The 22,009-nt window shown below is 64.3% G+C and carries 32 protein-coding genes; 22 read left to right on the forward strand and 10 right to left on the reverse strand.

Annotated features, from left to right (window positions below):
- Positions 1-104 precede the first annotated feature (104 nt).
- Positions 105-566: a thiol-disulfide oxidoreductase DCC family protein gene (locus ACQY4V_RS02755; protein WP_428515403.1), complete on the forward strand. Its 462-nt coding sequence runs from the start codon at positions 105-107 to the stop codon at positions 564-566.
- Entirely contained in the window at positions 563-1,108 is a 546-nt protein-coding gene (locus tag ACQY4V_RS02760; protein WP_428515404.1) for a DUF4166 domain-containing protein, read from the forward strand. Before ACQY4V_RS02755 ends, ACQY4V_RS02760 begins: the two co-directional genes overlap by 4 nt.
- Here the strand turns inward: ACQY4V_RS02760 and phnX are convergent.
- Positions 1,073-1,855 carry a phosphonoacetaldehyde hydrolase gene (phnX, locus tag ACQY4V_RS02765; RefSeq protein ID WP_428515405.1) on the reverse strand — a complete coding sequence of 261 codons (783 nt, stop codon included), beginning with the start codon at positions 1,853-1,855 and terminating at the stop codon, positions 1,073-1,075. The two genes, ACQY4V_RS02760 and phnX, sit on opposite strands and share 36 nt — an antisense overlap.
- Before the next feature lie 66 nt (positions 1,856-1,921).
- Positions 1,922-2,935: a histone deacetylase family protein gene (locus tag ACQY4V_RS02770; RefSeq protein ID WP_428515406.1), complete on the reverse strand. Its 1,014-nt coding sequence runs from the start codon at positions 2,933-2,935 to the stop codon at positions 1,922-1,924.
- 361 nt (positions 2,936-3,296) lie between these two features.
- Here ACQY4V_RS02770 and ACQY4V_RS02775 point away from each other — a divergent pair, with 361 nt between their 5' ends.
- From ACQY4V_RS02775 to ACQY4V_RS02805, 7 genes are all read left to right on the forward strand, one after another.
- Positions 3,297-3,842 carry a hypothetical protein gene (locus ACQY4V_RS02775; RefSeq protein ID WP_428515407.1) on the forward strand — a complete coding sequence of 182 codons (546 nt, stop codon included), beginning with the start codon at positions 3,297-3,299 and terminating at the stop codon, positions 3,840-3,842.
- Between the two features lie 201 nt (positions 3,843-4,043).
- Positions 4,044-4,487 (forward strand): hypothetical protein, encoded by a 444-nt coding sequence (locus ACQY4V_RS02780; protein ID WP_428515408.1) that lies wholly within the window; start codon positions 4,044-4,046, stop codon positions 4,485-4,487.
- Positions 4,487-4,903: a phage holin family protein gene (locus tag ACQY4V_RS02785; RefSeq protein WP_152491674.1), complete on the forward strand. Its 417-nt coding sequence runs from the start codon at positions 4,487-4,489 to the stop codon at positions 4,901-4,903. Before ACQY4V_RS02780 ends, ACQY4V_RS02785 begins: the two co-directional genes overlap by 1 nt.
- Positions 4,875-5,639 carry a hypothetical protein gene (locus tag ACQY4V_RS02790; protein WP_428515409.1) on the forward strand — a complete coding sequence of 255 codons (765 nt, stop codon included), beginning with the start codon at positions 4,875-4,877 and terminating at the stop codon, positions 5,637-5,639. The genes ACQY4V_RS02785 and ACQY4V_RS02790 overlap by 29 nt, the downstream gene beginning before the upstream one ends.
- A gap of 15 nt (positions 5,640-5,654) precedes the next feature.
- A complete protein-coding gene (locus tag ACQY4V_RS02795; protein WP_428515410.1) occupies positions 5,655-6,671 on the forward strand; it encodes an AI-2E family transporter in 1,017 nt (338 codons plus the stop codon).
- Positions 6,668-7,642 carry an amidoligase family protein gene (locus ACQY4V_RS02800; protein ID WP_428515411.1) on the forward strand — a complete coding sequence of 325 codons (975 nt, stop codon included), beginning with the start codon at positions 6,668-6,670 and terminating at the stop codon, positions 7,640-7,642. Before ACQY4V_RS02795 ends, ACQY4V_RS02800 begins: the two co-directional genes overlap by 4 nt.
- The gene (locus ACQY4V_RS02805; protein WP_428515412.1) at positions 7,639-8,352 is read left to right on the forward strand and encodes a gamma-glutamyl-gamma-aminobutyrate hydrolase family protein; all 714 of its coding nucleotides are present in this window, start codon (positions 7,639-7,641) and stop codon (positions 8,350-8,352) included. The genes ACQY4V_RS02800 and ACQY4V_RS02805 overlap by 4 nt, the downstream gene beginning before the upstream one ends.
- A gap of 45 nt (positions 8,353-8,397) precedes the next feature.
- Here the strand turns inward: ACQY4V_RS02805 and ACQY4V_RS02810 are convergent, their stop codons facing one another.
- The 5 genes from ACQY4V_RS02810 to ACQY4V_RS02830 all read right to left on the reverse strand — a co-directional run bounded on the left by ACQY4V_RS02810 (position 8,398) and on the right by ACQY4V_RS02830 (position 12,624).
- Entirely contained in the window at positions 8,398-8,595 is a 198-nt protein-coding gene (locus tag ACQY4V_RS02810; protein WP_152496197.1) for a CsbD family protein, read from the reverse strand.
- Between the two features lie 115 nt (positions 8,596-8,710).
- The gene (locus ACQY4V_RS02815; RefSeq protein WP_428515413.1) at positions 8,711-10,201 is read right to left on the reverse strand and encodes a phospholipase D family protein; all 1,491 of its coding nucleotides are present in this window, start codon (positions 10,199-10,201) and stop codon (positions 8,711-8,713) included.
- Positions 10,198-11,937 (reverse strand): sensor histidine kinase, encoded by a 1,740-nt coding sequence (locus ACQY4V_RS02820; RefSeq protein WP_428515414.1) that lies wholly within the window; start codon positions 11,935-11,937, stop codon positions 10,198-10,200. Before ACQY4V_RS02820 ends, ACQY4V_RS02815 begins: the two co-directional genes overlap by 4 nt.
- Positions 11,930-12,478 carry an RNA polymerase sigma factor gene (locus ACQY4V_RS02825; protein ID WP_152491682.1) on the reverse strand — a complete coding sequence of 183 codons (549 nt, stop codon included), beginning with the start codon at positions 12,476-12,478 and terminating at the stop codon, positions 11,930-11,932. The genes ACQY4V_RS02820 and ACQY4V_RS02825 overlap by 8 nt, the downstream gene beginning before the upstream one ends.
- The gene (locus ACQY4V_RS02830; protein WP_315899485.1) at positions 12,475-12,624 is read right to left on the reverse strand and encodes a NepR family anti-sigma factor; all 150 of its coding nucleotides are present in this window, start codon (positions 12,622-12,624) and stop codon (positions 12,475-12,477) included. Before ACQY4V_RS02830 ends, ACQY4V_RS02825 begins: the two co-directional genes overlap by 4 nt.
- A gap of 123 nt (positions 12,625-12,747) precedes the next feature.
- Here ACQY4V_RS02830 and ACQY4V_RS02835 point away from each other — a divergent pair, with 123 nt between their 5' ends.
- Complete coding sequence (locus tag ACQY4V_RS02835) at positions 12,748-13,557, forward strand: response regulator (protein WP_428515415.1); 810 nt, start codon at positions 12,748-12,750, stop codon at positions 13,555-13,557.
- Between the two features lie 131 nt (positions 13,558-13,688).
- On the opposite strand, the gene ACQY4V_RS02840 is transcribed toward ACQY4V_RS02835, so the two are convergent.
- Together ACQY4V_RS02840 and ACQY4V_RS02845 are read right to left on the reverse strand one after the other, a co-directional pair.
- The gene (locus tag ACQY4V_RS02840; protein ID WP_428515416.1) at positions 13,689-13,859 is read right to left on the reverse strand and encodes a DUF1328 domain-containing protein; all 171 of its coding nucleotides are present in this window, start codon (positions 13,857-13,859) and stop codon (positions 13,689-13,691) included.
- A gap of 93 nt (positions 13,860-13,952) precedes the next feature.
- A complete protein-coding gene (locus ACQY4V_RS02845; protein WP_428515417.1) occupies positions 13,953-14,330 on the reverse strand; it encodes a hypothetical protein in 378 nt (125 codons plus the stop codon).
- Between the two features lie 77 nt (positions 14,331-14,407).
- Here ACQY4V_RS02845 and ACQY4V_RS02850 point away from each other — a divergent pair, with 77 nt between their 5' ends.
- The 4 genes from ACQY4V_RS02850 to ACQY4V_RS02865 all read left to right on the forward strand — a co-directional run bounded on the left by ACQY4V_RS02850 (position 14,408) and on the right by ACQY4V_RS02865 (position 16,995).
- Positions 14,408-15,136, forward strand: coding sequence for a Crp/Fnr family transcriptional regulator (locus tag ACQY4V_RS02850; protein WP_428515418.1), 729 nt, complete (start codon positions 14,408-14,410; stop codon positions 15,134-15,136).
- Positions 15,137-15,155: 19 nt separating this feature from the next.
- On the forward strand, positions 15,156-16,130 hold the full coding sequence (locus tag ACQY4V_RS02855; protein WP_428515419.1) for a DNA topoisomerase IB: 975 nt from the start codon (positions 15,156-15,158) through the stop codon (positions 16,128-16,130).
- A 72-nt stretch (positions 16,131-16,202) separates the two neighbouring features.
- Positions 16,203-16,406, forward strand: coding sequence for a hypothetical protein (locus ACQY4V_RS02860; protein ID WP_428515420.1), 204 nt, complete (start codon positions 16,203-16,205; stop codon positions 16,404-16,406).
- 295 nt (positions 16,407-16,701) lie between these two features.
- Positions 16,702-16,995 carry a hypothetical protein gene (locus tag ACQY4V_RS02865; protein WP_428515421.1) on the forward strand — a complete coding sequence of 98 codons (294 nt, stop codon included), beginning with the start codon at positions 16,702-16,704 and terminating at the stop codon, positions 16,993-16,995.
- A gap of 76 nt (positions 16,996-17,071) precedes the next feature.
- Here the strand turns inward: ACQY4V_RS02865 and ACQY4V_RS02870 are convergent, their stop codons facing one another.
- Positions 17,072-17,905: a formate/nitrite transporter family protein gene (locus ACQY4V_RS02870; protein WP_428515422.1), complete on the reverse strand. Its 834-nt coding sequence runs from the start codon at positions 17,903-17,905 to the stop codon at positions 17,072-17,074.
- Between the two features lie 113 nt (positions 17,906-18,018).
- On the opposite strand from ACQY4V_RS02870, the gene ACQY4V_RS02875 reads away from it, so the two are divergent.
- From ACQY4V_RS02875 to ACQY4V_RS02910, 8 genes are all read left to right on the forward strand, one after another.
- The gene (locus ACQY4V_RS02875) at positions 18,019-18,282 is read left to right on the forward strand and encodes a DUF7218 family protein (protein ID WP_152475538.1); all 264 of its coding nucleotides are present in this window, start codon (positions 18,019-18,021) and stop codon (positions 18,280-18,282) included.
- 1 nt (position 18,283) lies between these two features.
- Positions 18,284-18,496: a DUF2945 domain-containing protein gene (locus ACQY4V_RS02880; protein WP_428515423.1), complete on the forward strand. Its 213-nt coding sequence runs from the start codon at positions 18,284-18,286 to the stop codon at positions 18,494-18,496.
- Between the two features lie 47 nt (positions 18,497-18,543).
- On the forward strand, positions 18,544-18,738 hold the full coding sequence (locus ACQY4V_RS02885) for a PLDc N-terminal domain-containing protein (protein WP_152491694.1): 195 nt from the start codon (positions 18,544-18,546) through the stop codon (positions 18,736-18,738).
- A 388-nt stretch (positions 18,739-19,126) separates the two neighbouring features.
- The gene (locus ACQY4V_RS02890) at positions 19,127-19,561 is read left to right on the forward strand and encodes a hypothetical protein (RefSeq protein WP_428515424.1); all 435 of its coding nucleotides are present in this window, start codon (positions 19,127-19,129) and stop codon (positions 19,559-19,561) included.
- Positions 19,558-20,211, forward strand: coding sequence for a MotA/TolQ/ExbB proton channel family protein (locus tag ACQY4V_RS02895; RefSeq protein WP_152491696.1), 654 nt, complete (start codon positions 19,558-19,560; stop codon positions 20,209-20,211). Before ACQY4V_RS02890 ends, ACQY4V_RS02895 begins: the two co-directional genes overlap by 4 nt.
- A 25-nt stretch (positions 20,212-20,236) precedes the next feature.
- Positions 20,237-20,584 (forward strand): biopolymer transporter ExbD, encoded by a 348-nt coding sequence (locus tag ACQY4V_RS02900; protein WP_428515425.1) that lies wholly within the window; start codon positions 20,237-20,239, stop codon positions 20,582-20,584.
- Position 20,585: 1 nt separating this feature from the next.
- Positions 20,586-20,972: an ExbD/TolR family protein gene (locus ACQY4V_RS02905; RefSeq protein ID WP_428515426.1), complete on the forward strand. Its 387-nt coding sequence runs from the start codon at positions 20,586-20,588 to the stop codon at positions 20,970-20,972.
- Positions 20,969-22,003 carry a TonB family protein gene (locus ACQY4V_RS02910; protein ID WP_428515427.1) on the forward strand — a complete coding sequence of 345 codons (1,035 nt, stop codon included), beginning with the start codon at positions 20,969-20,971 and terminating at the stop codon, positions 22,001-22,003. Before ACQY4V_RS02905 ends, ACQY4V_RS02910 begins: the two co-directional genes overlap by 4 nt.
- The last annotated feature ends 6 nt before the right edge of the window (positions 22,004-22,009 follow it).

The following is a 22,009-nucleotide window of genomic DNA, read 5'->3' on the forward strand; positions in this document are numbered from 1 at the left end:
TCCGGGACAGTGCCAGCCTGCCGGTGCGATGATCCGGCGGCGGTGTGGGACGTGGGCGGTGGGATTGTGAGTATTTCTGGCAAGAAAAAGCCCGGGGTGCGGTGATGCAGCCCGAAGCGCGGCAGCCCTATTCGTTTCGGGACGATCCGGCGGTGCCGGCCTTCGATGACAGCCGCATCGTCGTGGTGATGGATGCGGGATGTGCTCTCTGTTCCCGCGCGGCGCGTCGGATTGCGCGTCTGGACACGGAGGACCGGGTGCGGATCGGGCCCATGCAAGGCGCGCTGGGGCGGGCGCTGCTGGAGCATTACGGGCTGGATGCGGATGACCCGGCGTCCTGGCTGATGATCGAGGAGGGGCGGGCCTGGGGATCGCTGGAGGGCATGGCGATGTTGTTCCCGCGCCTGCATTGGGCCTATGCGCCCGCGCGGCTGGTGTGGGCGTTGCCGGCGGGCTTGCGCGACTGGATCTATGCGCGGATCGCGCGGAACAGGTATGCGGTGTTCGGGCAGGGGGACTTGTGCGCCCTGCCGGACCCGCAGGTGCAGAAGCGGCTGTTGCGGTGACGGTCTATGCGCGGCTTCTGGGCGCGGACGGAATGGCCGCGCTGGCGCCGGAATGCCGGGCATTGCACGCGGGCGACGGGGTGTTTCACGGGCGGATCACGGTGGAGGTGACGCGCAACCCGGTGCTGCGGGCAGGCCTGCGTCTGGCGGGGTTTCCGTTGGAGGTGGAGGATGCCGTGCTGCGGTTCGAAAAGCGCGGGCGTGGCGACCGGGATGTGTGGACGCGCGGCATGGACGGACAGGTGATGGAAACGGTGCAGTGGGCCACGCCCGGCGGGCGGCTGGCCGAGCGGAAGGGCGCGATGGTGGCCATCAGCAGACTGGTGCCGGCGGAGGGGGGCCTGGACCTGACGGACTGGCGGTTCCGGTGCCTGGGGTTGCCGGTGCCGGGGTGGATTGCGCCGAAGGTCGCGGCGCGCGAGCGTCCCGACGCGGGGCGGTACCTGTTCGAGATCTCCATCGGGCTGCCCTGGGCGCGCGCGCCGGTGCTGCGCTATCACGGGTGGCTAGACGTGGCCCAGGCGGCGGACGAGGGCGGGTAGGTCGGCGACGGTGTCGATCACGTGATCGGCGCCGGCGTCTTTCAGCAGGGCGGTGGCGTGGGCGCGGAGCGGCGCGATTTCGGCCGCGGTGAGGGCGGCCAGTTCCTCGGGCGTCTTGCCGACCGCGTTGCCGGAGAGGGCGACGCCCACGGTGACGCAGCCAGCGGCGACGCCTTCCTTGATGCCGGGGGCGGTGTCGTCGACCTTGAGGATCGTCTCGGGCGGATAGGCGACGAGGTCGATCATGCATTTGTACATGCCAAGCGGGCCGGGGCGGCCCTCGGGCAGGTCGTCGGAGCACACCATGTTGTCCGGGGCGTAGCCCTGTGCGGCGGCGACGGGCAGGACGTGGGTCATGATCGAGCGGGTGTAGCCGGTGGTGGAGCCGATCCTGAGGCCCATGGCGCGCAGCTCGGCAATGGCGTCGGCGCAGCCCGGCACCAGCGTGGCGTAATCGGCCGCTACTTTCTCGTTCATCGGCACGAAGACCTTGTAGACCTCATCGACATCGGCGTCGGTGGGGGCGCGGCCATGCTGATCCTGCCACTGGCGGGCGAGGTCGGGCATGTCGAGCATGGTGCGGATGTGGTCCCACTTGGGCGCGCCCATCGGTGCGCGGGCCTGTTCGATGGTGGCGGTGAGGCCGAACTGCGCGAAGGCCTTAACGAAGACGCCCATGGGCGCGAAGGAGCCGAAATCGACGGTGGTGCCGGCCCAGTCGAACACGGCGGCGGTGAAGCGGGTCATGAAAGCGGTCCTTGCTGGCGGTTCGCCCGGGTCTAGCGGGGGAGTTTGATGGTTTCGTGACAGGTGTCAGAGGCCCGACAGGAAAGCCGAGAGGTTCGTGCCCAGGTGGTCGGAGACATAGCCGCCTTCCTGTACCAGCACGAGAGGCAGGCCGGTGCCGGCAAGGGTGCGCGCGATGCGGGTAAAGCCGGGTGTGGTGAGGGCGAGGCCCTTGAACGGGTCGGCTTCGTGCGCGTCGAGGCCGAGGGCGACGACAAGCACGGTGGTGCCGAAATCGGCGATGCGGGCGAGGGCCGCGTCGAGGGCGGGGGCATAGCCGTCGTCGCCGGTCAGGCGCGGCAGGGGCAGGTTGAGGTTGGCGCCGAGGCCGGGGCCGGCCCCGCGTTCCTGCGCATGACCCCAGAAGAACGGGTAGAAATCGGCGGGGTCGGCGTGGATCGAGACGGTGAGCACGTCGGCGCGGTCGTAGGAGATGCCCTGGGTGCCGTTGCCGTGGTGCACGTCGATATCCAGGATGGCGGGGCGGTGGCCCGCAGCGAGCAGTCGCTGGGCGGCGATGGCGGAGTTGTTGAGAAAGCAGAAGCCGCCGGCCTGATCGGCATAGGCATGATGCCCCGGCGGACGGCATAGCGCATAGGCGTGCGGTGCGCCGGACGTCACCGCGTCTACGGCGGCGATGGCGCATTGGGCCGAGGCGTAGGCGGCTGCCCACGTGTGCGGGCCGATGGGGCAGGCGGTGTCGGCCTGGTGGTAGCCGGCCTGGCCCACCGGCGAGGTGGGGTAGCTGTCGCCGCGCGTGCGCGGGTGGATATTGGGAACGACCTCGGGCGCGGCGCCGTCGAGGGCGGACCAGCGGGCGTGGATGGTGCGCAGGAAGGTGATGTATTCGGAACTGTGGACCGCGGCGATGGGGGCGAGACCGGCATCGGGCGGAGCGGTGAAGGTGCACCCGGCGGCCTCGGCGGCGTTCCTGAGAATTCCGATGCGTTCGGGCGCCTCGGGCGAGGGCTTCAGCACGCCTTGGTGCAGGAAGGTTTGCGGCGCGTGGTCGGACTGGGCCGTGGCGAGGTAGGCGTGCATGATCATATCCCGTCGAAATGGTGCGGCGTGCAGATTAGCCCGGAGCGTCTTGTAATGACACCGGAAGGCTCGGCAGAAAAATGCACAGTTGCGCGCGGGTGCGGCGGTTCCGTAGCCGTTTCGACGGTTCACGATATTGTTTGTGCCAGTGAGCAAGTCGCAAGGGAATCTGCCTGAATTGGAGAAAAAATATATATTTTTCAGTATACTAGGGCGTTTCCTCGTCAAGCCCCCGCATTTGTGCAGACCGTGACCAACCGTACAAAATCACTCGTGCAAGAAATTTTTGGGAACTCGGACGGGGGCACGTGGTTCTTATCCCAGATCGCAGCACGATGCTGCACTAGCGAAGGAGATTACTATGTTTAACCGTACGATTGCACTCGCAGCCGCATTCTCGACCGCAGGCGCCCTTGCCGCCTACGCTGACTCCACCGTCGGCGAAGATGTGACCAACAAAGGTCAGGTTCTCGAAAACGCCGCCGAAGTGACCGACGGCAAGACCACCGTCGAGACGCAAACTTATTCTGAAGATGGCGACGACATCGTCGTGATCGGATCGCAGACGTCGGGTTCCGCCGACGAAGGTGTCGACGACGAGGTCGCACAGGACGAAACCGGCTCGGAGAACACCGAGGGCGAAAACATCCTGCTGATCGCAGAGCCGGGCACGAAGATCTTCACCGTGACGGGCGAGCCGGTCGGTACCGTGTCCTACACCGAGGACAACGGTGAAATGGGCGGTCTGGTCTTTGTCGACCTTGATCCCGAAGCCGGCTACCAGGTGCCGACCGTTGGCATCCAGGTGAAGTCGCTTCAGACGACCAACCAAGGCAAAGCGCTCGAGTACGCGTTTTCGGTTGACTACCTGCGTGACCGCATCGCCGACGCGATCAACCGCGGCTAACGCAAGCTGTGACGTAGCGAGTATGAACCGGGGTGCTTCGGCGCCCCGGTTTTTTCGTGTTCAGAGCGCGGTTTTGCCGGTGCGCTGGGTCCGGTGGTGACGGCAAAGATATTGCGGCCAGAGCGGAACCTCTGGCGGGTGGGGGCGTTGTGAGAGCAATACAGATCGCAACACGTTACACCTACGTGAGGAGACGGAAAAATGAACGCCAAGACGAAAGTCAAAGACATGGTGAACGACGGAAAAGAAGCCGTTACCAAAGAGGCCGAAGCCCGCATGGATGACGTGCGCGACGACATGGCCGAGCATGCCGATACCGTTTCGAGTGCGGCCCGGAAGGCCGCCGGCGAGTTCGAGGATTACGACGCCGTGAATTCGATCCTGACCCAGGCGAGCGAAGCGGTTGAGAATGCGACCAACCGCCTGCGCGACCGGTCGATCCCTGATCTGGTCGACGATGTGTCCGCCTTTGCCCGCCGCAATCCGCTGCTGTTTCTGGGCGGTGCCGCCCTGGCGGGATTCGCCGCGGCGCGTTTCCTAAGCGCAAGCGAACCGGCGGAGGACGAACCCGAGCTGATCGCGGCGGATGAAGACGTGTGGTCGGGCTATCTGCCCGAAGCGCCGAAGGCGGAAAGCCGCGACTGATGACGGATCGACCGAAACAACCGCTTGGCGTGGTTGTGGCCCGCATCCTGCGCGAGGCGCGAGGTTTGCTGGCGGCCCACGCCGACCTGGCCGGGCGCGAGATGCGTCAAAGCGTTCGCTCGGCCAAGGCGGGTCTTATCCTGCTTGCCGGTGCGATGTTGTTCGCCCTGGTCAGCATTCACGCCCTGGGCGTCGTCGCCGTTCTGGCGCTGGCGGACATGGGCTTGGGGCTCGGTACGGCGGCGGCGATCGTGTTCGGCGTGTTTGTCGTGGTGACGATCGTGCTTGCTATGATCGGGATGCGGCGCTTGTCAGCCCGCGCGATGATGCCGCGGCGGACGATCGACAGCCTGAAGTCAGACATTGCAATATTCGAGGAGAGTCACAATGACCGCGAAGTCTATGGAAAAGCTTGAGAAAGATGCAGAAGAGCATCGCACCGGCCTGGCCGATGCGATCGGTGATTTCGCCGACACCGTGAACCCGGCTCGGTTGGGCCGCCAGACGGTGCATGACGTCGCCGAGTACGGCCGCAGCGCCACGCACAGCATCGCGCAATCGGCCAAGGACAATCCCGTGGGTCTCGCGCTGGTCGGCATCGGTGCCGCCATGCTGGTCGCCGGGGGTGCCGCGCATCAGAAAGGTGCGTTCTCGAACCTGCGCCGCAACAGCGAGTTGAGCCAGGACGAGCGCATTGCCCGGGCCGCCGACCGGAACGCCAAGCGCGCCCAGGTCGCAGTGGGCCGCGCCAGCCCGTCTTCGTCGCGGATGCGCCGGATGCTGGACAGCGGACTGGACCGGCTTGGACCCGAGGCGCGCGACCGCGTGATCTCGATGCGGCTGAAGGCGGTCGACGCGCAGGAAGCGGCGGAGCGCTATGCCCGCGGTGCCGCGAAATCGGCTGTGGACACGCATAACTCGCAACCGCTGGTGACCGGGCTGGTCGCTGCCGGGATCGGCGGGCTTCTGGGCGCGCTGCTGCCCAGCACGCGCCGGGAAGCCGAGATCATGGGGGCCCGCCGCGATGCGCTTCTGCGCGCCGCCGAAGAACGGCTGAGCGCCGAGATCGCGGAGCTTGAAACCAAGGGCAAGGCGGCCGTCAGCGAAGCGGTTCGCGCCGGTTCCGAGCAATTCCAGACCAAGACAGGGTAGATAACAAAGGTGGCCATGGATCATGCGTCGTCAAAGCTGGTTCGCGCCTGCCTTGTAATCCTGACATTCGTTGCAGTCGTCGCCGCGGCCAAGCAGGCACAGAACCTGCTTGCCCCGGCGACGTTCGCGATCGTTCTTGGTGTTGTTCTGTCGCCTGTCGCGAGTCGGCTGCACGGTCTTGGCGTGCCGCGTTCAGTCAGCGCGGCCTTTGCGCTGCTGGTTGCGGCAACGCTGATCTTTCTTCTGATTGTCGCCCTGGGGCCGCTGTTGTCGGCGCTGATCGAACAGGTTCCGCGCATCCAGCAGCAGTTTCGCGGCTGGATGAACGAACTGACCTTCATGCTGCGCAGTTTCGGGGGGATGACGTTCGACCTTGAGCGGACGATTTCGGAAGGCGGCGAGGACGCGGTCGAAAAGGCGATTCCATCGGTTGCCGAAGCGTTGTGGCTGGCGCCGAACCTTCTGGGGCAACTGCTGATCTTTTCGGGCACGCTGTTCTTCTTTCTGCTGACGCGCGACGATATCTACAGCGCAGTCCCGCATTACCGGGTGGCGCTGCAACAAGCGGACCGCGCCGTTTCGCATTACTTCGTCACGATCACGTTGATCAACCTGGGTCTGGGCACTGCGCTGTGCGGCGTTCTGATGCTGATCGGACTGCCCAACCCGATGCTGTGGGGCGCGGCCGCGTTCCTGGCCAACTTCGTGCTGTACCTGGGACCGATTGCCATCATGCTGTCGCTGCTGCTGGCCGGATTGATCGCCTTCAGTTCGGCCTATGCGCTGGTAGCGCCGGCGTCGTTTCTGATTCTGAACGCGATTGAAGCGCAGTTCGTGACGCCGGCGCTTGTCGGTGCACAGCTGAAGGTCAATCCGCTTGTCGTTTTCCTGTCCATCGTATTCGGACTGTGGCTTTGGGGGCCGCTTGGCGGTATCGTCGCGCTGCCGGTGGTGATTTGGGCCTACGCCCTGACCACCGCGCAATCGAAGCGCGGCACCGCGTCGGAATACAAGATGGAACAGGTTGCATGACATGTCAGGACGCTGACGGACATCATTTCCCCCCTCTGCCCATCGAGAAGAACGCGCAAGGCCACGCGCGGCGTGTTGGCGTGGAGGTGGAGTTTTCGGGATTGAGCGAGCGCCGCGTCGCCACGATTCTGCAGGACACCTTTGGCGGAGAGCTGGACGACCGGGTTCCGCATCAGCTGTTTGTGCGGGGAGGTGCGCTTGGCGATCTGGAAGTCGAGCTGGACACCGTGCTTGGCAAGACGGGGATGGGGGCGGAAAGTCAAAGTCGGCTGAAGGACCTGCTGCGCGGGCTGGTGCCGGTCGAGATCGTCACCGAACCGTTGCTTCCCGATCAGGTGGCGCTGTTCGATACGGTCATGCCGGTGCTGCGCGAGGCGGGCGCGAGCGGATCGCGGGACGGGGTCTTCCTGGGCTTCGGCGTGCATCTCAATGCCGAGGTGGTGGCGCCGGCCGACCCGCACACGATGCGCACGATCCGGGCCTTTGCCCTGCTCGACCCGGTGCTGCGGGCCGAGAAGGGCATTGACGTGACCCGCCGCGTGCTGCCTTTCGTGACATCCTGGCCAAGGGCGCTGGTGGACCTTCTGATCGAGGAAAAGCCGGATCGCCTGGCGGCGCTGATCGACCTCATCGACCCGTATGTGCGCAGCCGCAACCACGCGCTGGACCTGCTGCCCCTTCTGAAACACGCCCGGCCGAAACTGTTCGAGGCGAGCTATCCCGACGAGCAGAGCACGACAGCGCGGCCGGCCTTTCATTTTCGACTGCCCGACAGCCGGATCAACGAGGAGGGCTGGTCGCTGCAGGAGCCGTGGGAGATGTGGCGGCTGGTCGAGGAGGTGGCGGCGTCGGATCGGCTGGAGCGGTTGGAGGAGGCGTGGACCGAGCGGAAACGGGCGCACGGCGTGTTGCGCCGCGACAGCCCGTGGGTGCGCGTCGCCAACGATGTCCTGAGCCGCGACGACGCATGACGACAAAGCCGGTCATTGCCGTGACGACCTCGCAGCGGTCGGGGTGGCGGATCTTTCCTCTGGTGTGGTTCAACCTTTGGCTGGCCGGTGCGGGCGCGGTGCGCTGGGGTGTGGGACGTCCGGCGAACCTGGAAGAGGTCGACGGCCTGATCATCGGTGGTGGGGACGACGTGGGGCCGGAGCTTTACGGTGGCACGATCGGCCTGTCGGCGGAACTGGATCGCGACCGCGACGACCTGGAGCGCGGACTGGCGACCGAGGCGCTGGAACAGGGTGTGCCGGTCCTGGGCATCTGCCGGGGCGCGCAGATGATGAACGTCGCCTTCGGCGGCTCGCTTGACCAGAATGCGTGGCAGACGTTCGGCAAGGCGAAAAAGATCAAGACGATCCTGCCAAAGCGCGATGTGGACGTCCTGAAAGACACCCTTCTGGCGCGGATCTGCGGGCCTGAGCGGATGCGGGTGAATGCGCTGCACACGCAGGCCGTCGACAGCCTGGGGCGCGGATTGCGGGTGGCGGCGCGCGACACCTGGGGCATGATCCAGGCGATAGAACGCCCGACCGACCCGTTCGCGGTGGGGGTGCAGTGGCATCCCGAGCACCTGTTCTATGCAAGGCGCCAGCGGCTGCTGTTCAAGGCGCTGGTGGCGGCCGCCCGGGCCTATCGCGCGTCGCGCGCGCAGGTCGACGCGGTCTTGAAGGACGCATGAAAAAGGGCGCCGCGAGGGCGCCCTTTCTGGCTCGTTCGGGGCAGATCAGTAGCCCGAGAGAATCTTGTCGACGTCGCGGCGGACTTCGTCCTTGTCCTTGCCGACCTTCGCTTGCAGCTTGCCGATCATCTGTTCGCGCTCGCCGCGCGCTTCTTCCAGGTCGTCGTCGCTGAGGTCGCCGTAGATCTCGCGGAGCTTGCCTTTGATCTGGGTCCAGTTGCCTTCGATGCGATCTTGGTCCATCTCGAATTCTCCAATAATCCTAGGGGTTTGAGCCGTCCCATCGCGGGGCGGCCCGTCATCTCGTCTGTATAGGGAAAACGCAAGCCGCAGGCCGGAGTTCCAGCCGTTGCCGCCGTCAGACGATATTTTCCGTCACGCCGGGCAGATTGAGCCAAGTATCGCGCAATTGGGCACTGTCATGCTGGACCAGGAAGCCGTGACGGTTCTCGGGGGTCATGACGCTGTTCTCGGCAATCTTCTTCGACCACCAGGGGAACATGGTGTCATGTGCGCGTGCCTCGGGCGGCAGATCCTCGAACCACCAGTGCGACATGAGCCGGTCGCGCAGGGTCTGGATGCGCTCGGGCCGGGTGATGCGCACTGCCGCCTCGGTATCCCAGTAGAGCGAGCGACCGTTGAGATTGGCCGATCCGACCAACGCGAACGTGTCGTCCTGCACGAGGATTTTGTTGTGGACGTGGATCAGCGGCGAGCCCGAGAGCGTCTGGATCGTGTCGCGGGCAGCGAACCGGGGCTGCACGGGCGTGGCGACGACGATGCGGTCGCCGAAGCTGTCGCGCACCATTTCGATCGCGTCGTGCTGAAGCGACATGCCATAGCGGGCGTCGACGCCGATGTCGCTGGAATAGGCGACCTCGTCGGGCAGGCCGGGCAGAATGAGGATGGCGTGCAGATCGGGCCGCCGGCGCCCTTCCTTGGCCAGCCGCCGGGCCAGGCCGCGGGCGCGGAAATACTGGGTCTCGATATAGACCATGTCCTTGGCGCGCTTGAAGGCGCGGATGTGATCTTCTTCGATCTCGTGCAGCAGGGTCTTGGGCGAGACGTAGGGCAGTTGCCTCGGACGCGGGGCCGAGAGCGTGCGTCGGATGTATTTCATCGGAGCGGGCTTGCGGCAGGCGTCGATGCTGGTGAGGAAAGTCTTGACGTGATGCGCCGCCTCGATCGCCTCGGGACCGCGCACCAGAAGCTGGACGTCGGACCAGGTATGCGCGGCGATCCGGTCATGCTGAGGCGTGTCGTAGCGCCGTTCGTTCAGGTCGAGCCCGCCGACGTAGACCACCTCGTCGTCGATCACGGCGATCTTCTGGTGATGCGACGTGGTGTGCAGCTCGGGCAGGGCGCCGTTATCCAGGCGCACGGCCTCGCGTAGCTTCTGGTCGTCGCTGAGCGCCATCAGCCGCTTGGACCGGCGCCGCAGGACAGCGGGCAGGAAGGCCAGCCAGGGCAGGCGCCCGGCCTTGGCCGGGTGGAGGTGCGGGGTGACACGCAGATTGTGGATCGAGCAATCGGAGACTTCGGCCAGCGCGGCGGCCTGGCGCACGGTGCGCCATGTCAGGCGGTGCAGTTCGGTGGCGAAGATCGGATCGAAATCACTGACGGTGATGTGGATGCGCACACCGCGGCAAAGGACGTGTTCCAGAAGGTCGAACCACGTCTCGCCGATTTCGCGGGCCTCCGGGCTGCGCAGCTGCGTGGCCAGGTCGAAGATGCGAAAGGAGCCCCAGATATGCGATTTGGCAGCAAGCACGGCGCGCTCGAACACGGGCCACGCCTCCTGCGCGGTTATCATCACCTGGAAGTCTGGGTCGTCGCCATTCTGTATCACGTTGTCGACTCGAAGTCCTTTCGTTCGAACGTGACGTGCAGACCGTAGTGGTCGTCGTCTTCCGTCACCTCCTGGTGGCCGTCAAGCTGGCTGACAAACGCCTTCATCAACTTGGTGCCAAGGCCGCTGATGGTCTCGACCTCGGGGATGGGCCGGAGCATGATCGGGCCCTTGGAATTGATGACGCTGAGCTGATATTGCCCGCCGGACTGTTCTTTCAACGTAACCCGGACGGACGGGGTTTCATCCTTTTTCGCCCCGACATATTTCAGCGCGTTGGTCAGTGCCTCGGCCAGCAGCATCGAGAGCGGCACCGCCTGGTCGGGGTAGAGCGGCAGCGCATCGAGTTCGCGCTCGATGTTGATCCCGGGGACGGTCATCATGGTGGAAATGTCGGTGACAACCGCCTCGAGCAGCTCGTTGGCCTCGATCGTCAGCAGGTCGGGCGTGGTGTAGAGCGTGCGGTGCAGCATGGCGAGGCCGTTGACCCGCCGTTGCAGGCTGGCCAGCATGAACTTGGCCTCGGGCGTCTTGGCGCTGCGCAGCTGCATGTTCATGATCGAGGCGATCATTTGCAGGTTGTTCTTGACGCGGTGGTGCACCTCTTTCAGCAGCACCTCCTTGTCCTTCAGGTCCTTGTCCTGCCGCGCCTCGGATTCGGCGATGATGATCGCCATGCGGTTGAAGGCGCGTTCGGCCTCGGCAAATTCCTCGGGCGGGTTTTCCAGCCGGAGGGGAAAGCCGTCACGCTGGCCCAGGGCGAAGCGGCGCATGGCCGAACGCAGATCGCGGACATGGCGGATCACGACACGGCGCAGTTCGTACCAGGCGAAGGCGAGCCCGGCCGCCCAGATCGCGACGGGAAACAGAAGATTCAGAACGTAGAATGCAAATGCACCGCCCCAGACGGATGTGCGCGCGGGCCAGCTTGCGATGACGCTGACTTGGTCCTGGAAGATGCTCGCCACCGCATAGATGCGTTCCTCGCCAAGGCCGTCCTCGCCGGTGAAGGTGGTGCCGACATGGCGGGTGAGATCCTTGGGGTCGATCATCTGCGGCAGGATCTTTTCGGCATTCTCGCGGCCGCCGCTGGCGGAGATGGTCTGGCCATCGTTGGTGAAGGTGACGAAGCGCAGTTCATGGTCGTACCGGGGCGACGTGAGCGGCTGGTAGGTCAGGCGCAGCGGGACCGATAGCGAGACAATGCCCGTCAGGCTGCGATCGACATAGACGGGATGGTTCACGACCAGCACGGGCTGTTGACTTATCGAGCCGAGCGGCGCGACATAGACACTGGGACCGTCCGCTTCGAGCGCACGTTGCAGGCGTTCGAGCGTGCGGAAGTCGCGCACCTCTTCTCCCTCGGACCCGCACTCCATGATGCCCGAAAGCTTGGTGTAGCCGGCAAAGGCGATGTGGGCGTTGCTTTCGGCGAATTCGCGCATGACCTCGCGGCAGGCGGGGGCGTCGTCGAGGATCGACAGCGCCGCCAGGCCTTCGGCAGAGCCGAGCGTCTGCTGTATCAGTTCACGTTCGTCGCGGGCCGCCGAGGTGGTTTCGAAGAAAAGCGCGTTGCGACGCAGGTTCTCGGTCTCGTCCAGAACCTGGTCGGTTTGATAGACGGCGATGACGCCGAGCGGGAACAGCGCCAGCGCCAGCAACGCAAAAAGACGGAACGACAGCCGGTTGACCATCGTTCCGTATGCGTCGAGCAGGGCTTTGGACTTCTTAGGCAACGCTTTTGTTCGCCGATACGATGCCCGCGGTGACCGCGTCCGTCGTTTCGAGTACCTGATCCTCGTCCAGATGCATCAATTCCACCAGTCGCGCACGGGCGCGGTTGACACGGCTCTTGATCGTACCCACGGCGACGCCGCAGGTTTCCGCGGCTTCCTCGTAGGAAAAGCCGCCGGCACCGACCAGCACCAAGGCTTCGCGCTGTTCGTCGGGCAGCTTGTCGAAGGCAACGTGAAAGTCGCGCATCTGCAATCTGCCATCGTGGTCCGGCTTTTTCGCCAGCGACGCAGCCAGTTCGCCGTCGGTGTCGGACACCTCGCGGCGCGCCTTGCGGTGATGGGAATAGTACGTGTTACGCAGAATTGTAAAGAGCCAGGCGCGCATGTTCGTGCCGGGTTGAAACTTTTCGATGTTGGTCCAGGCTTTGACCAGAGCGTCCTGCACCATGTCGTCGGCCAGCGCGGAGTTGCGCGTCAGGCTCATGGCGAACGCCCGCATAGGCCCAAGGTGTTCGACCAGTTCTTCGCGCGGGTCGCTCATGAATTGTCGTCCGTCCCGGAAGATTTGTCCGCGCCGTGCCCGCTTGTCTTGAGCTGCTCCAGCAGGTCAGTGAAGCGGGACGGCAAAGGCTCACTGGCCACATCCTCGAATGCGCGTTTGAGGTTTTCGTCGATGGTATTTTGCACTCTTGAATTCCGTTTATCTCGAGTCATTTTGTCTTTTGGCCACATTTGTATAGTGTGTCTGGAACTTAACCACGCTATGCGTGTTGAGTTCCATGAAAGTAGAATAAAACTGGAAGCTATCAAATGAGCGAAACCAACTCCGCGGAACTTAGCGAACAGATCGGTGCAAATTTGCCTTATTTGCGCCGATATGCACGTGCACTGACCGGGTCGCAGGAACGTGGCGATCAGTACGCGGTGGCAGCGCTGGAAGCGGTGCTGAGCGATCCCAGCGTGTTCGACGCCACGATCGCGTCCAAGACGGCCCTCTTCAAGGTGTTTCAACCGATCTGGGCGACGTCAGGCGCGGTGTTTTCGGACGACGAGACCGGGCTTCAGGCGAAAGCCCAGGCGCACCTGGCGAAGTTGACGACCAACACGCGCGAGGCTCTGCTGCTTCATACGATCGAAGAGTTCAGCTTTGCCGAAGTGGCCGTGATCATGGACATTTCGGAAGACGAGGCGCGGTCGCTTGTCGATATCGCCTATGACGAGATGTCGAGCGTTCTGTCGGGACGCGTGATGATCATCGAGGACGAGGCGATCATCGCGATGGACCTCGAGGGGATTGTCGGCGACATGGGGCACCGCGTGACGGGCATCGCCCGTACCGAGGCCGATGCGCTGAAGCTGTTCAACGAGGAAACGCCCGACCTGATCCTGTCGGACATCCAGCTGGCCGACGGTTCCAGCGGGATCGACGCGGTCAATGGCATCATGGAGAATGCGCCGGATGTTCCCGTCATCTTTATCACGGCGTTCCCGGAACGCCTGCTGACCGGCGAAGGGCCGGAGCCGGCATTCCTGATCCCGAAACCGTACCAGTCGGACCAGGTTCGCTCGGCGGTGAGCCAGGCGATGTTCTTTTCGTCGACCGAGACGCTGAAGGCCTGACACCCGCGTCAGCGCGTTTCATTGGAAAGGCCCCGGCTTGCGCCGGGGCTTTTTTGTTGTGGGCAGGGTCGCAAAGAAAAAGGGCCAGCGGTGTCGCCGGCCCCTGCAGCTGCGTCTGTGGTGCGGGCGGGTCACCAGTGGGTGCGGTTGAAAGCGCGCGCCACCAGTGCGACCAGGAAGAGCACCATGAAGATGACGAACAGCACCTGAGCGATGCCGGCCGAAGCCGACGCGATGCCGCCAAAGCCGAAAATCCCGGCGATGAAGGCTACGACCAGAAATATAAGGGCCCAATGAAACATTTGCTCGATCCTTCGATTACAGTCGATATGCGACCATAACGATCAAGCGGCGCGCGGGTTCCGGTGGATGTTCGCCCGTTGGAGGAGAGTTGCCTATCGGCGGTCCGGCATCTCCACAGCGGTGATGCCGCCCGAAATCGCCCCTTCGAGATCAATGTCCGTGAAGGGCCGCGACACCACACGCAGGCTTGGGGAGCCCGCTGCGGCGCCGCTGTCGTCCAGCAGCACGATGTGCGTGCGTTCGGCGCTGAGCGCGGTCAGCAGGTTGCCGCGATCCTCGGTATCCGGCAGGCCGATGAAGGCGAAGGAAAAGTGCCTTTCTCTGAGCAGTACCCGCGCGCGCTCCGTATCGCTCTCGACGATCACCTCTCCGAGTGAGCGCGACTGAGCGAAGTCCGCCAGATCGGCAGCTTCGAGCGTTTTACGTGAAGACACCAGCACAAGGTCCTCGCGCGGCGATGTATTTTGCATTTACTACCCCCTCGGTATTGGTTGAATATGGCACAGAATCATGACGTTCACATTAAACTGCGACATAGATTGAGAAGATGGCCATCGACTGCGTTACCTGCCCACTGAGAGAGCTTGAGCTGTTCGCGCCGATGTCGGACGAAGAGCTTGAATTCATGAAAAGTTTCAAGACCGGCGAACTGACGGCCGAGCAGGGCACCGAGATCCTGGCCGAGGGCGCCTCGTCGACGCAGCTTTATACCGCGCTGAGCGGGATGGGGATACGCTACAAGACGATGGAAGACGGGCGCCGGCAGGTGGTGGGCTTTGTGCTGCCGGGCGACTTTGTCGGATTGCAGAGCGGCGTCATGGGAGAAATGCAGCATTCGGTCGAGGCCACGACGACGATGACGCTGTGCGTGTTCAACAGGTCCGATTTCTGGCGGTTGTTCAAATCACAGCCCAAGCGGGCGTTCGACCTGACGCACCTGGCCGCGCGGGAAGAACAGATGCTGGGCGAGGCGCTGGTCACGATCGGACAGATGAACGGGGTGACGCGCGTGGCTTGGGCGCTTTACAGGTTCTTCCAGCGGCTGCGGGCGCTGGACATGATGAAAAACGGCCGTGTTCCGCTGCCCTATCGCCAGCAGGATCTGGCCGATGCGGTGGGCCTGTCGCTGGTGCATACAAACAAGACCCTCACGCGTCTGCGAGAGGCGGGCGTGGCGACATGGCAGGACGATTTCCTGGTCGTGCACAAGGAACAGGAACTGGCCCGCCTGGGCAACGTGGAACCCAATGAGATCTCTTCGCGTCCTCTTATCTGAATGATGGAGGATATCGCCCGTGTCAGAGCGGCTGGTCTATTACCCGGACAGCAACCCCGGTATTCGCCGCGAGAAGCGGGGGCGGGGTTTTTCGTATATCAACGTGGACGGCACGCGCATCGACTGCCCCAGGAAGCGGCGCGAGCTGAAGGCGCTGGCGGTGCCGCCGGCCTATACCGATGTGTGGATGGCACCGATGGCCAATGCGCATCTGCTGGCCACCGGGCGTGACGTGCGGACACGCAAGCAATACAGGTATCACCCGGACTGGTCGGCGCAGCGGTCGCAGACCAAGTTCGACGGCCTGGGCACGTTCGCCCGGAGCCTGCCGCGTTTGCGGCGCTGGATAGATCACAACCTGTCGGGCGAGGTGGGCAGCGAGGACATGGCCGTGGCCGCGGCGCTTGCGCTGATCGACCGGGCGGCGTTGCGGCCCGGCGCGAAAAACTATGCGGACGAGAACCGGACCTACGGCGCGACCACATTGCAGGCGCGCCACATGAGCATCGAGGGAGACTCGGTCGAGCTGTCGTTCAAGGGGAAGGGCGGAAAGCCGGTCGATAAGACCTTGAGAGGCACCAAGCTGGCCAAGGTTCTGGAAGCGTGCCAGGACCTTCCCGGGCCATCGCTGGTGTCGTGGGTAGACGAGGACGGAGCCGCGCGCGCGGTGTCGTCCGAGCAATTGAACACGCGCCTGGAGGCGCTGTGCGAGACGCGCGCCACGGCCAAGACGCTGCGCACATGGCACGGCACGTTGGCGGCGTTCCTGGCGGCGGAGGACGCCGAGGAGATCAGCATCAAGTTGCTGGCCGGCGCCGCCTCGGAGCGGCTGCACAACACGCCCGCCATCGCGCAGAAGAGTTACGTTCACCCTGATGTGCTGGATCTGGCGCGGACGGACACGGGCGCGCGCAAGCGGAAATTGCCGCCGATCGAGACCGCGCGGGACGGGTTTCGGCGCGGCGAGGAAGCGCTGATCAAGTTTCTTTCGTGATCGGCAATTTTTTTCGGAACCGCGCACCAGCGGCAGCGTTGGGCCAGTGAAACGAGACGGATAGGAGACGATATGTCAGCACCCGAAACAAATCTGGAAACGCAGAAGAAACGCCACATCGGTCCGCTTGGCGGCATGTTGTTGGTAGCCGCGTTCGCCGCGATCCTGTTCGGGCTGTTTTACATTTTCGCAACCAGCGACGACCCGACAGATAACGGTGCCTCTGCACCTGCAGCGACCAGCGAGGAACCTGCAGCCGCCGAGGACACCAACTGAGCGGTGCAAACCGGCACCGCGGCAGACATCATCGTGCCGGGTCTGTTCGTGGCTCTGAACCTTCTACTCGTCGCATTCGGCATCGCGTCGAAGAACAGAATGAAACGGCAAGAGCGCGCGGAACGCGCGACTGACGCCAAGACATAGCGCTGACTGCATCCCCCGTCCCCTGTCAGCGTGGCGCGCCCGACGCGCCCAGCACCGCAGTCCGTCCCAGACTGCGGTGCTTTATTTTCTGGGAACCTTAATTGATTTCAGTCGTTTACAGGATGAACCTTATGAGAGGGGAGTAACGATGAAACGCTTTGCACTTGCCGTACTGATGGGAACCCTGCCCGTGACCGCGACAGCTGGATCACTGGCCGATGAGTTGAAGGCCTACGTGGTTGCCGTGGACGTGGCCGCGTTGGACGACCAGGCCCGCGCCGAGCTTTGGACCATCATGGACGACCCGGCGAAAAGCCATGGCAACAAGGTGCTGAGCGTTCACACCGTTCTGGACCGAAATAACGCGCTGCGCGATGTCGATATCCACGGCGGCCCGCTGGATGAAGGCGAGGCGCAGGTCGGTCTGGCCTCGCTCAACTGAACGAATCGCTGGAACTCAGCGTTCGAAATGCGCGTGCCCGTAGCCCGGGCGCGCGCATTTTTCATGCGCGGCCTTCTCAGCGCTGTTCTTCTACTTCCGGCATGACCTGGGCGTAGGTCAGAACGGTGAAGATCATCGTGCCGCCCACCACGTTGCCGAACAGGACGGGCAGGAAGAAATCCAGGACGGCGGGGCCGACCGCGAGCTGGCCCTGGACCATGAGGTAGGCCATTTCGACGGATCCGGCGATCACATGGGTGAAGTCGCCGAGCGCGATGAGCCATGTGAAAAGCACGATCAGCCCGATCTCGTTGCGCTTGGACGAGGGCAGCATCCAGACGATCGCGGCGATCAGCACACCGGCGGGAATACCGCGCATGAAGCCTTCGAGCGGAGGAAAGCTGGTGGCGTGGCGGCTGAGATCGGTGAAGGCGGCGGCGACTTCCTCTGTCAAAACGCCGCCATAGGCGAAAAATGCGGCAACGATGAACGCGCCGATGATGTTCGCCACCAGAACCGCGCTCCAGAGCCGGGCGGTGCGGCCTATGGTGTGTGCGCACGGGTCGATCATGACGGGGACGACCGTGGTGATGGTGTTTTCCGTGAACAGCTGAAGCCGGGCCATGATGACCAGCACGAAGCCGAGCGAATAGCCGAAATTCTCGACGATATAGGCCCATTCCGCGTCCGGCAGGTGGGCGCGCAGCAACGCCTCGGTCAGGACCGAAAAGGAAATCAGAAGGCCGGCGGCGATGCCCGAGAACCACAGGGCGGTCATCGGGCGTTCGAGCTCTTCCTCGCCGTTGCGGCGGATCGACTCGAAGATCAGGCGCGGCGACAGCGCCGCGGCTTCCTCGATGGCTTCCTTTTCCTTTTCCCGTTTGATCAGATCGTTATCGGACTTCGACATTACCCACTCCGGTCTTCGGCTGATTGCCTGCACGTATCGCGGTTACACCACGTTTGCGGGAACAAATAGGGCTGCGCGACGTTTTATCCCCAGCATTATTCGGAGACACCGTCATGGCACAGTCGAACGGTTCGTCCATTAAGGACGAAGACACTTACGAGGCGCTGCGCGACAAGGGCTACAGCAAGTCCAAGGCCGCGCGGATCGCCAATGCCCAGGCCAATGACGACATGGCCCCGTCGAAAAAAGGCGGCAAGGCGCCGCCATATGAGGAATGGTCGAAAGCCGACCTTTACGATCAGGCCCAGAATGTCGGCATCGAGGGTCGGTCGGACATGACCAAGGAAGAGCTGATCGATGCGCTGAGGCGTGACTGAGATGGCGATTTCCCAAGGCGATACGGTCGAGTGGGACTGGGGCAACGGCACCGGTCAGGGTGAGGTCAAGAAAGTCTACACCCAAAAGACGACCGTCAAGATCAAGGGATCGGAGATTACGCGGGACGCCGACGACGACTGCCCGGCGTACCTGATCGAACAGGAAGACGGCGACGAGGTGCTGAAAAGTGCCAGCGAAATCCGCGAAGCCTGAAACAAACGTGAGACTGACGCGTTAGACACGCAGAAAAGGAGACAAACATGTTGGAGATTGGTGGCCTTGGTGGCCTTATCGTTCTGGTGCTGGATATCTGGGCCTTGGTGAATATCATCGGCTCGGGCGCCTCGACCGGCAAGAAGGTTCTGTGGAGTTTGCTGGTGATCATCCTGCCGATTATCGGCTTCATCATCTGGCTGATCGCAGGCCCGCGCAGCGCGGCGGCCTCGAAGGTATAACTGTACTGAAATTCTGAATTTGCGGGGCGCATCCGGTGGATGCGCCCCGTTTTTGTTTCGCGCCGTCCGGGGCAGGGACGGGCGATTTCTATTTCCGATAGATTTGTTTGGGTATTGAGTGTCCGGGCCGGATGTGAGAGACATTCGCCAAAGCGTCCCCAAGCCGAGACCCGTCTTTTGCCAGGCCGACGCACGAACATGACCGGCTGCAGAAGACCGGGGATGCGCACGAAAGCGCGAGTTCAGGGCAAGCCGCGTTCCGAATCCCCCCATCTTCCGCGATAGTCACGGCCGTGAAGCGCTTGACCGCGCCGAGAATTGGTTTGAAACGTGGCCCGGCCTGCGTCCTGCGGAATGCGGCGCGGATCACGTGAAAGGGAGACGCGAGATGAAAAGGTTCACCACCGCCCTCATGGCGATGCTGACGGGGGTCGCCGGCATGCAAGCCGCAGTGGCGCAGGAAGAAGAGCTGGGCGAGGCCGTCCTGATCGAGCTGAATGCGACCAAGGCGAACGAGAGCAGCTGCACGCTGACCTTCCTGGTGATAAACGGCCATCCCACCCAGATCGACAAGGCGGTTTACGAGACCGTGCTGTTCGACAGCGAGGGCCAGGTGGATCGCCTGACCCTGTTCGATTTCGGCACGCTGCCACCGGGGCGGCCGCGTGTGCGGCAGTTTTCCGTGCCAGGGATGGCCTGTGACGGGTTGGGCCAGGTGCTGATCAACGGGGCGCATACCTGCGAGGCGGCCGAGCTGCCCGACGACGCCTGCGAGACCGGGCTTAAGCTGGAGACGCGCACGGATATCGAGGTGACGGGATGAACGGGATTCTGGAAAGCCTGCGCCAGGTTGCGGATCTGGGCGGTCCGGTCGTCATGATCCTGCTGGCGGTGTCGGTGGTCACGCTGGCAACGGTGCTTTACAAGCTGTGGCAGTTCTCGGCTGCCGGGGTGGGACGGCACAAGGCGATGAAAGAGGCGGTCGAGGCGTGGGACGAGGGTGACCTGGCGGCCGCGCTGGCGGCGCTGAAGCAATCGAAGAGCTACCTCGCTCCGGTCGTCGAGATGGCGTTTTCCGCGCAGCCCCAGGACCGCAAGCGGCTGGAGGCGGAGGCGGAATCGCGGTTCGCGCGGCTGGAGCGCGGCTTTCGGCTGCTCGACAGCGTGGCGCAGCTGGCGCCGCTGCTGGGCCTTTTCGGCACGGTTCTGGGCATGATCGAGGCGTTCCAGTCGCTGCAGGAGGCCGGGGCGCAGGTCGATCCGTCGCTTCTGGCGGGCGGTATCTGGGTGGCGCTGCTGACCACCGCCGTGGGGCTGGCCGTGGCGATGCCCACCTCGATGGTGCTGAGCTGGCTGGAGGGCCGGATGGACGGCGAGCGTGTCACCGCGGAGCGGGCGATTTCGACGGTGCTGCATCCGCAGGGCCGCCCGGCGCCTGCGGCGGATTTCGAAGCGGAGCCGGGCCGTGCGTAAGACCTCGCGGCGCAGGCGCTTGTCGATGACGTCGCTGATCGACGTGATCTTCCTGCTGCTGTTGTTCTTCATGCTGTCGTCGACCTTTTCGCGCTTTGCGGAGGTCGAGCTGGCCGCCGCGGGGGCGGGGGGCAGCGGCAGCAGCGAGGCCAAGATCAGCTTTCTGCGCCTGAGCGACGAGGACCTGAGCCTGAATGGACAGCAGATCGAACTGGACGGGTTGAGCGCCGCCTTTGCCGAGATGCCGCAAAGCGACGAGGCGCGGCCCGTGGTGGTCAGCCTGCGCGACGGCGTTACGGCGCAGCGCCTGACCGATCTGCTGGTCGTGCTCCGCGGCATCGAGCGCGTCAGCATCAGCGTGCTGGGGTCCTGAGGTGCGCAAGGTCAAGACATCCTCGCGCCGGGAGCCGACGATCGCGCTGATCAACATCGTGTTCCTGATGCTGGTCTTCTTCATGGTGGCGGGCACCCTGTCGCAGCCGCTGGACAAGGATCTGAGCCTGGTGCGGACGGCGGACCTGGAAGGGCGTTCGCCGCCCGACACGCTGGTGGTGCATCCAGATGGGCGGATGAGCTACCGGGGCGACGATATTGCCTCGGCCGAGGAATTCCTGTCGCGGCGCAGCGAAGAAGACCGCGCGTTGGTGCGCGTGGTGCCGGACCAGGAGTTGTCGGCGCAGACGCTGGTGAACCTGGCGCGGGACCTGCGCGGCGCGGGGGCGGAGCGCGTGGTGATCGTCACTCAGAGGGGGCTGGAATGATCGCGTCGTCGCGTCTTGTGAAAACCGTGGCCGTGACAGCGGCGCTGGTGGTGCATGGCACCGTGGTGGCGGCGGTGTTCCAGGGCGAGGCGATAGAGATCGAGGGCGATGCGGGCGGCGTCGAGGCCAGCATCGGCAACAGCTTTGCCGACATGGCGGCGGGGGTGATGACGCCCGACGCCACCGACGAGGTCGTCGAGGAAACGCCCCCGGAAGAGGTCTCGGCGCAGGACATGCCCGAGGAAACCGCACAGGACCGGCCCGAGGACACGTCGCCCGAAGTCGATCCGCAGGAGACCGCCGAACCTGTCGAGCAGGCCGAGACCGCGCCGGTGACGCCGACCGAAACGCCCGTGGAAAACGTGCCGGAGCCGGTCGAGGCCCAGCCTGTCGAGCAGGCGGAGATTACGCGGAACGTGCCGCTGGTGCCCGTGACCCCGTCGGAATCCGTGCCGGAGGAAAACGTGCAGCCGACAGAGCCGGAGCAGGCGGAAATCCTGGAGCCGGTGGACGAGGCGCCGACTGCGGTGACACGCTCGTTGCGGCCCAAGCCGCGCAGCGCGGAGTTCGAGGAAGCGCATAAACCCGAGCCGCCGAAGGCGCAGCCGAAGCGGACCGAACCGAAGCCGCAGCGTACGACGCAGTCGCAGCCCAAGCCGCAGCCCAAGGGCAACGCGCAGCAGACCGCGCGCGCGGGCAGTGCCACGGGGTCCCAGACGCAGACCAGATCGGCGGCGCAAGGTTCGGGGCAATCGCAGGCCGCCGGCAATGCCGCGGCGAGCAATTATCCTGGACAGGTGATGCGGAAGATCTCGCGCGTGCCGCGCCCGCGCGTCGGCAGCCGGGGCACGGCGGTGGTTGCGTTCCGCATCGGCGGAAATGGTGGGCTGGCGGGGCTGTCGATCGCGCAAAGCTCCGGCTCGCCCAAGCTGGACCAGGCGGCGCTGCGGATGATCCAGCGGGCCGCCCCGTTCCCGCCGCCGCCCGCAGGGGCGCGGACCAGTTTCTCGATCAACATCAAGGGCAGCTGACGACGC

The organism is Roseovarius sp. (assembly GCF_965277045.1).
In the GTDB taxonomy this organism is placed as follows: domain Bacteria; phylum Pseudomonadota; class Alphaproteobacteria; order Rhodobacterales; family Rhodobacteraceae; genus Roseovarius.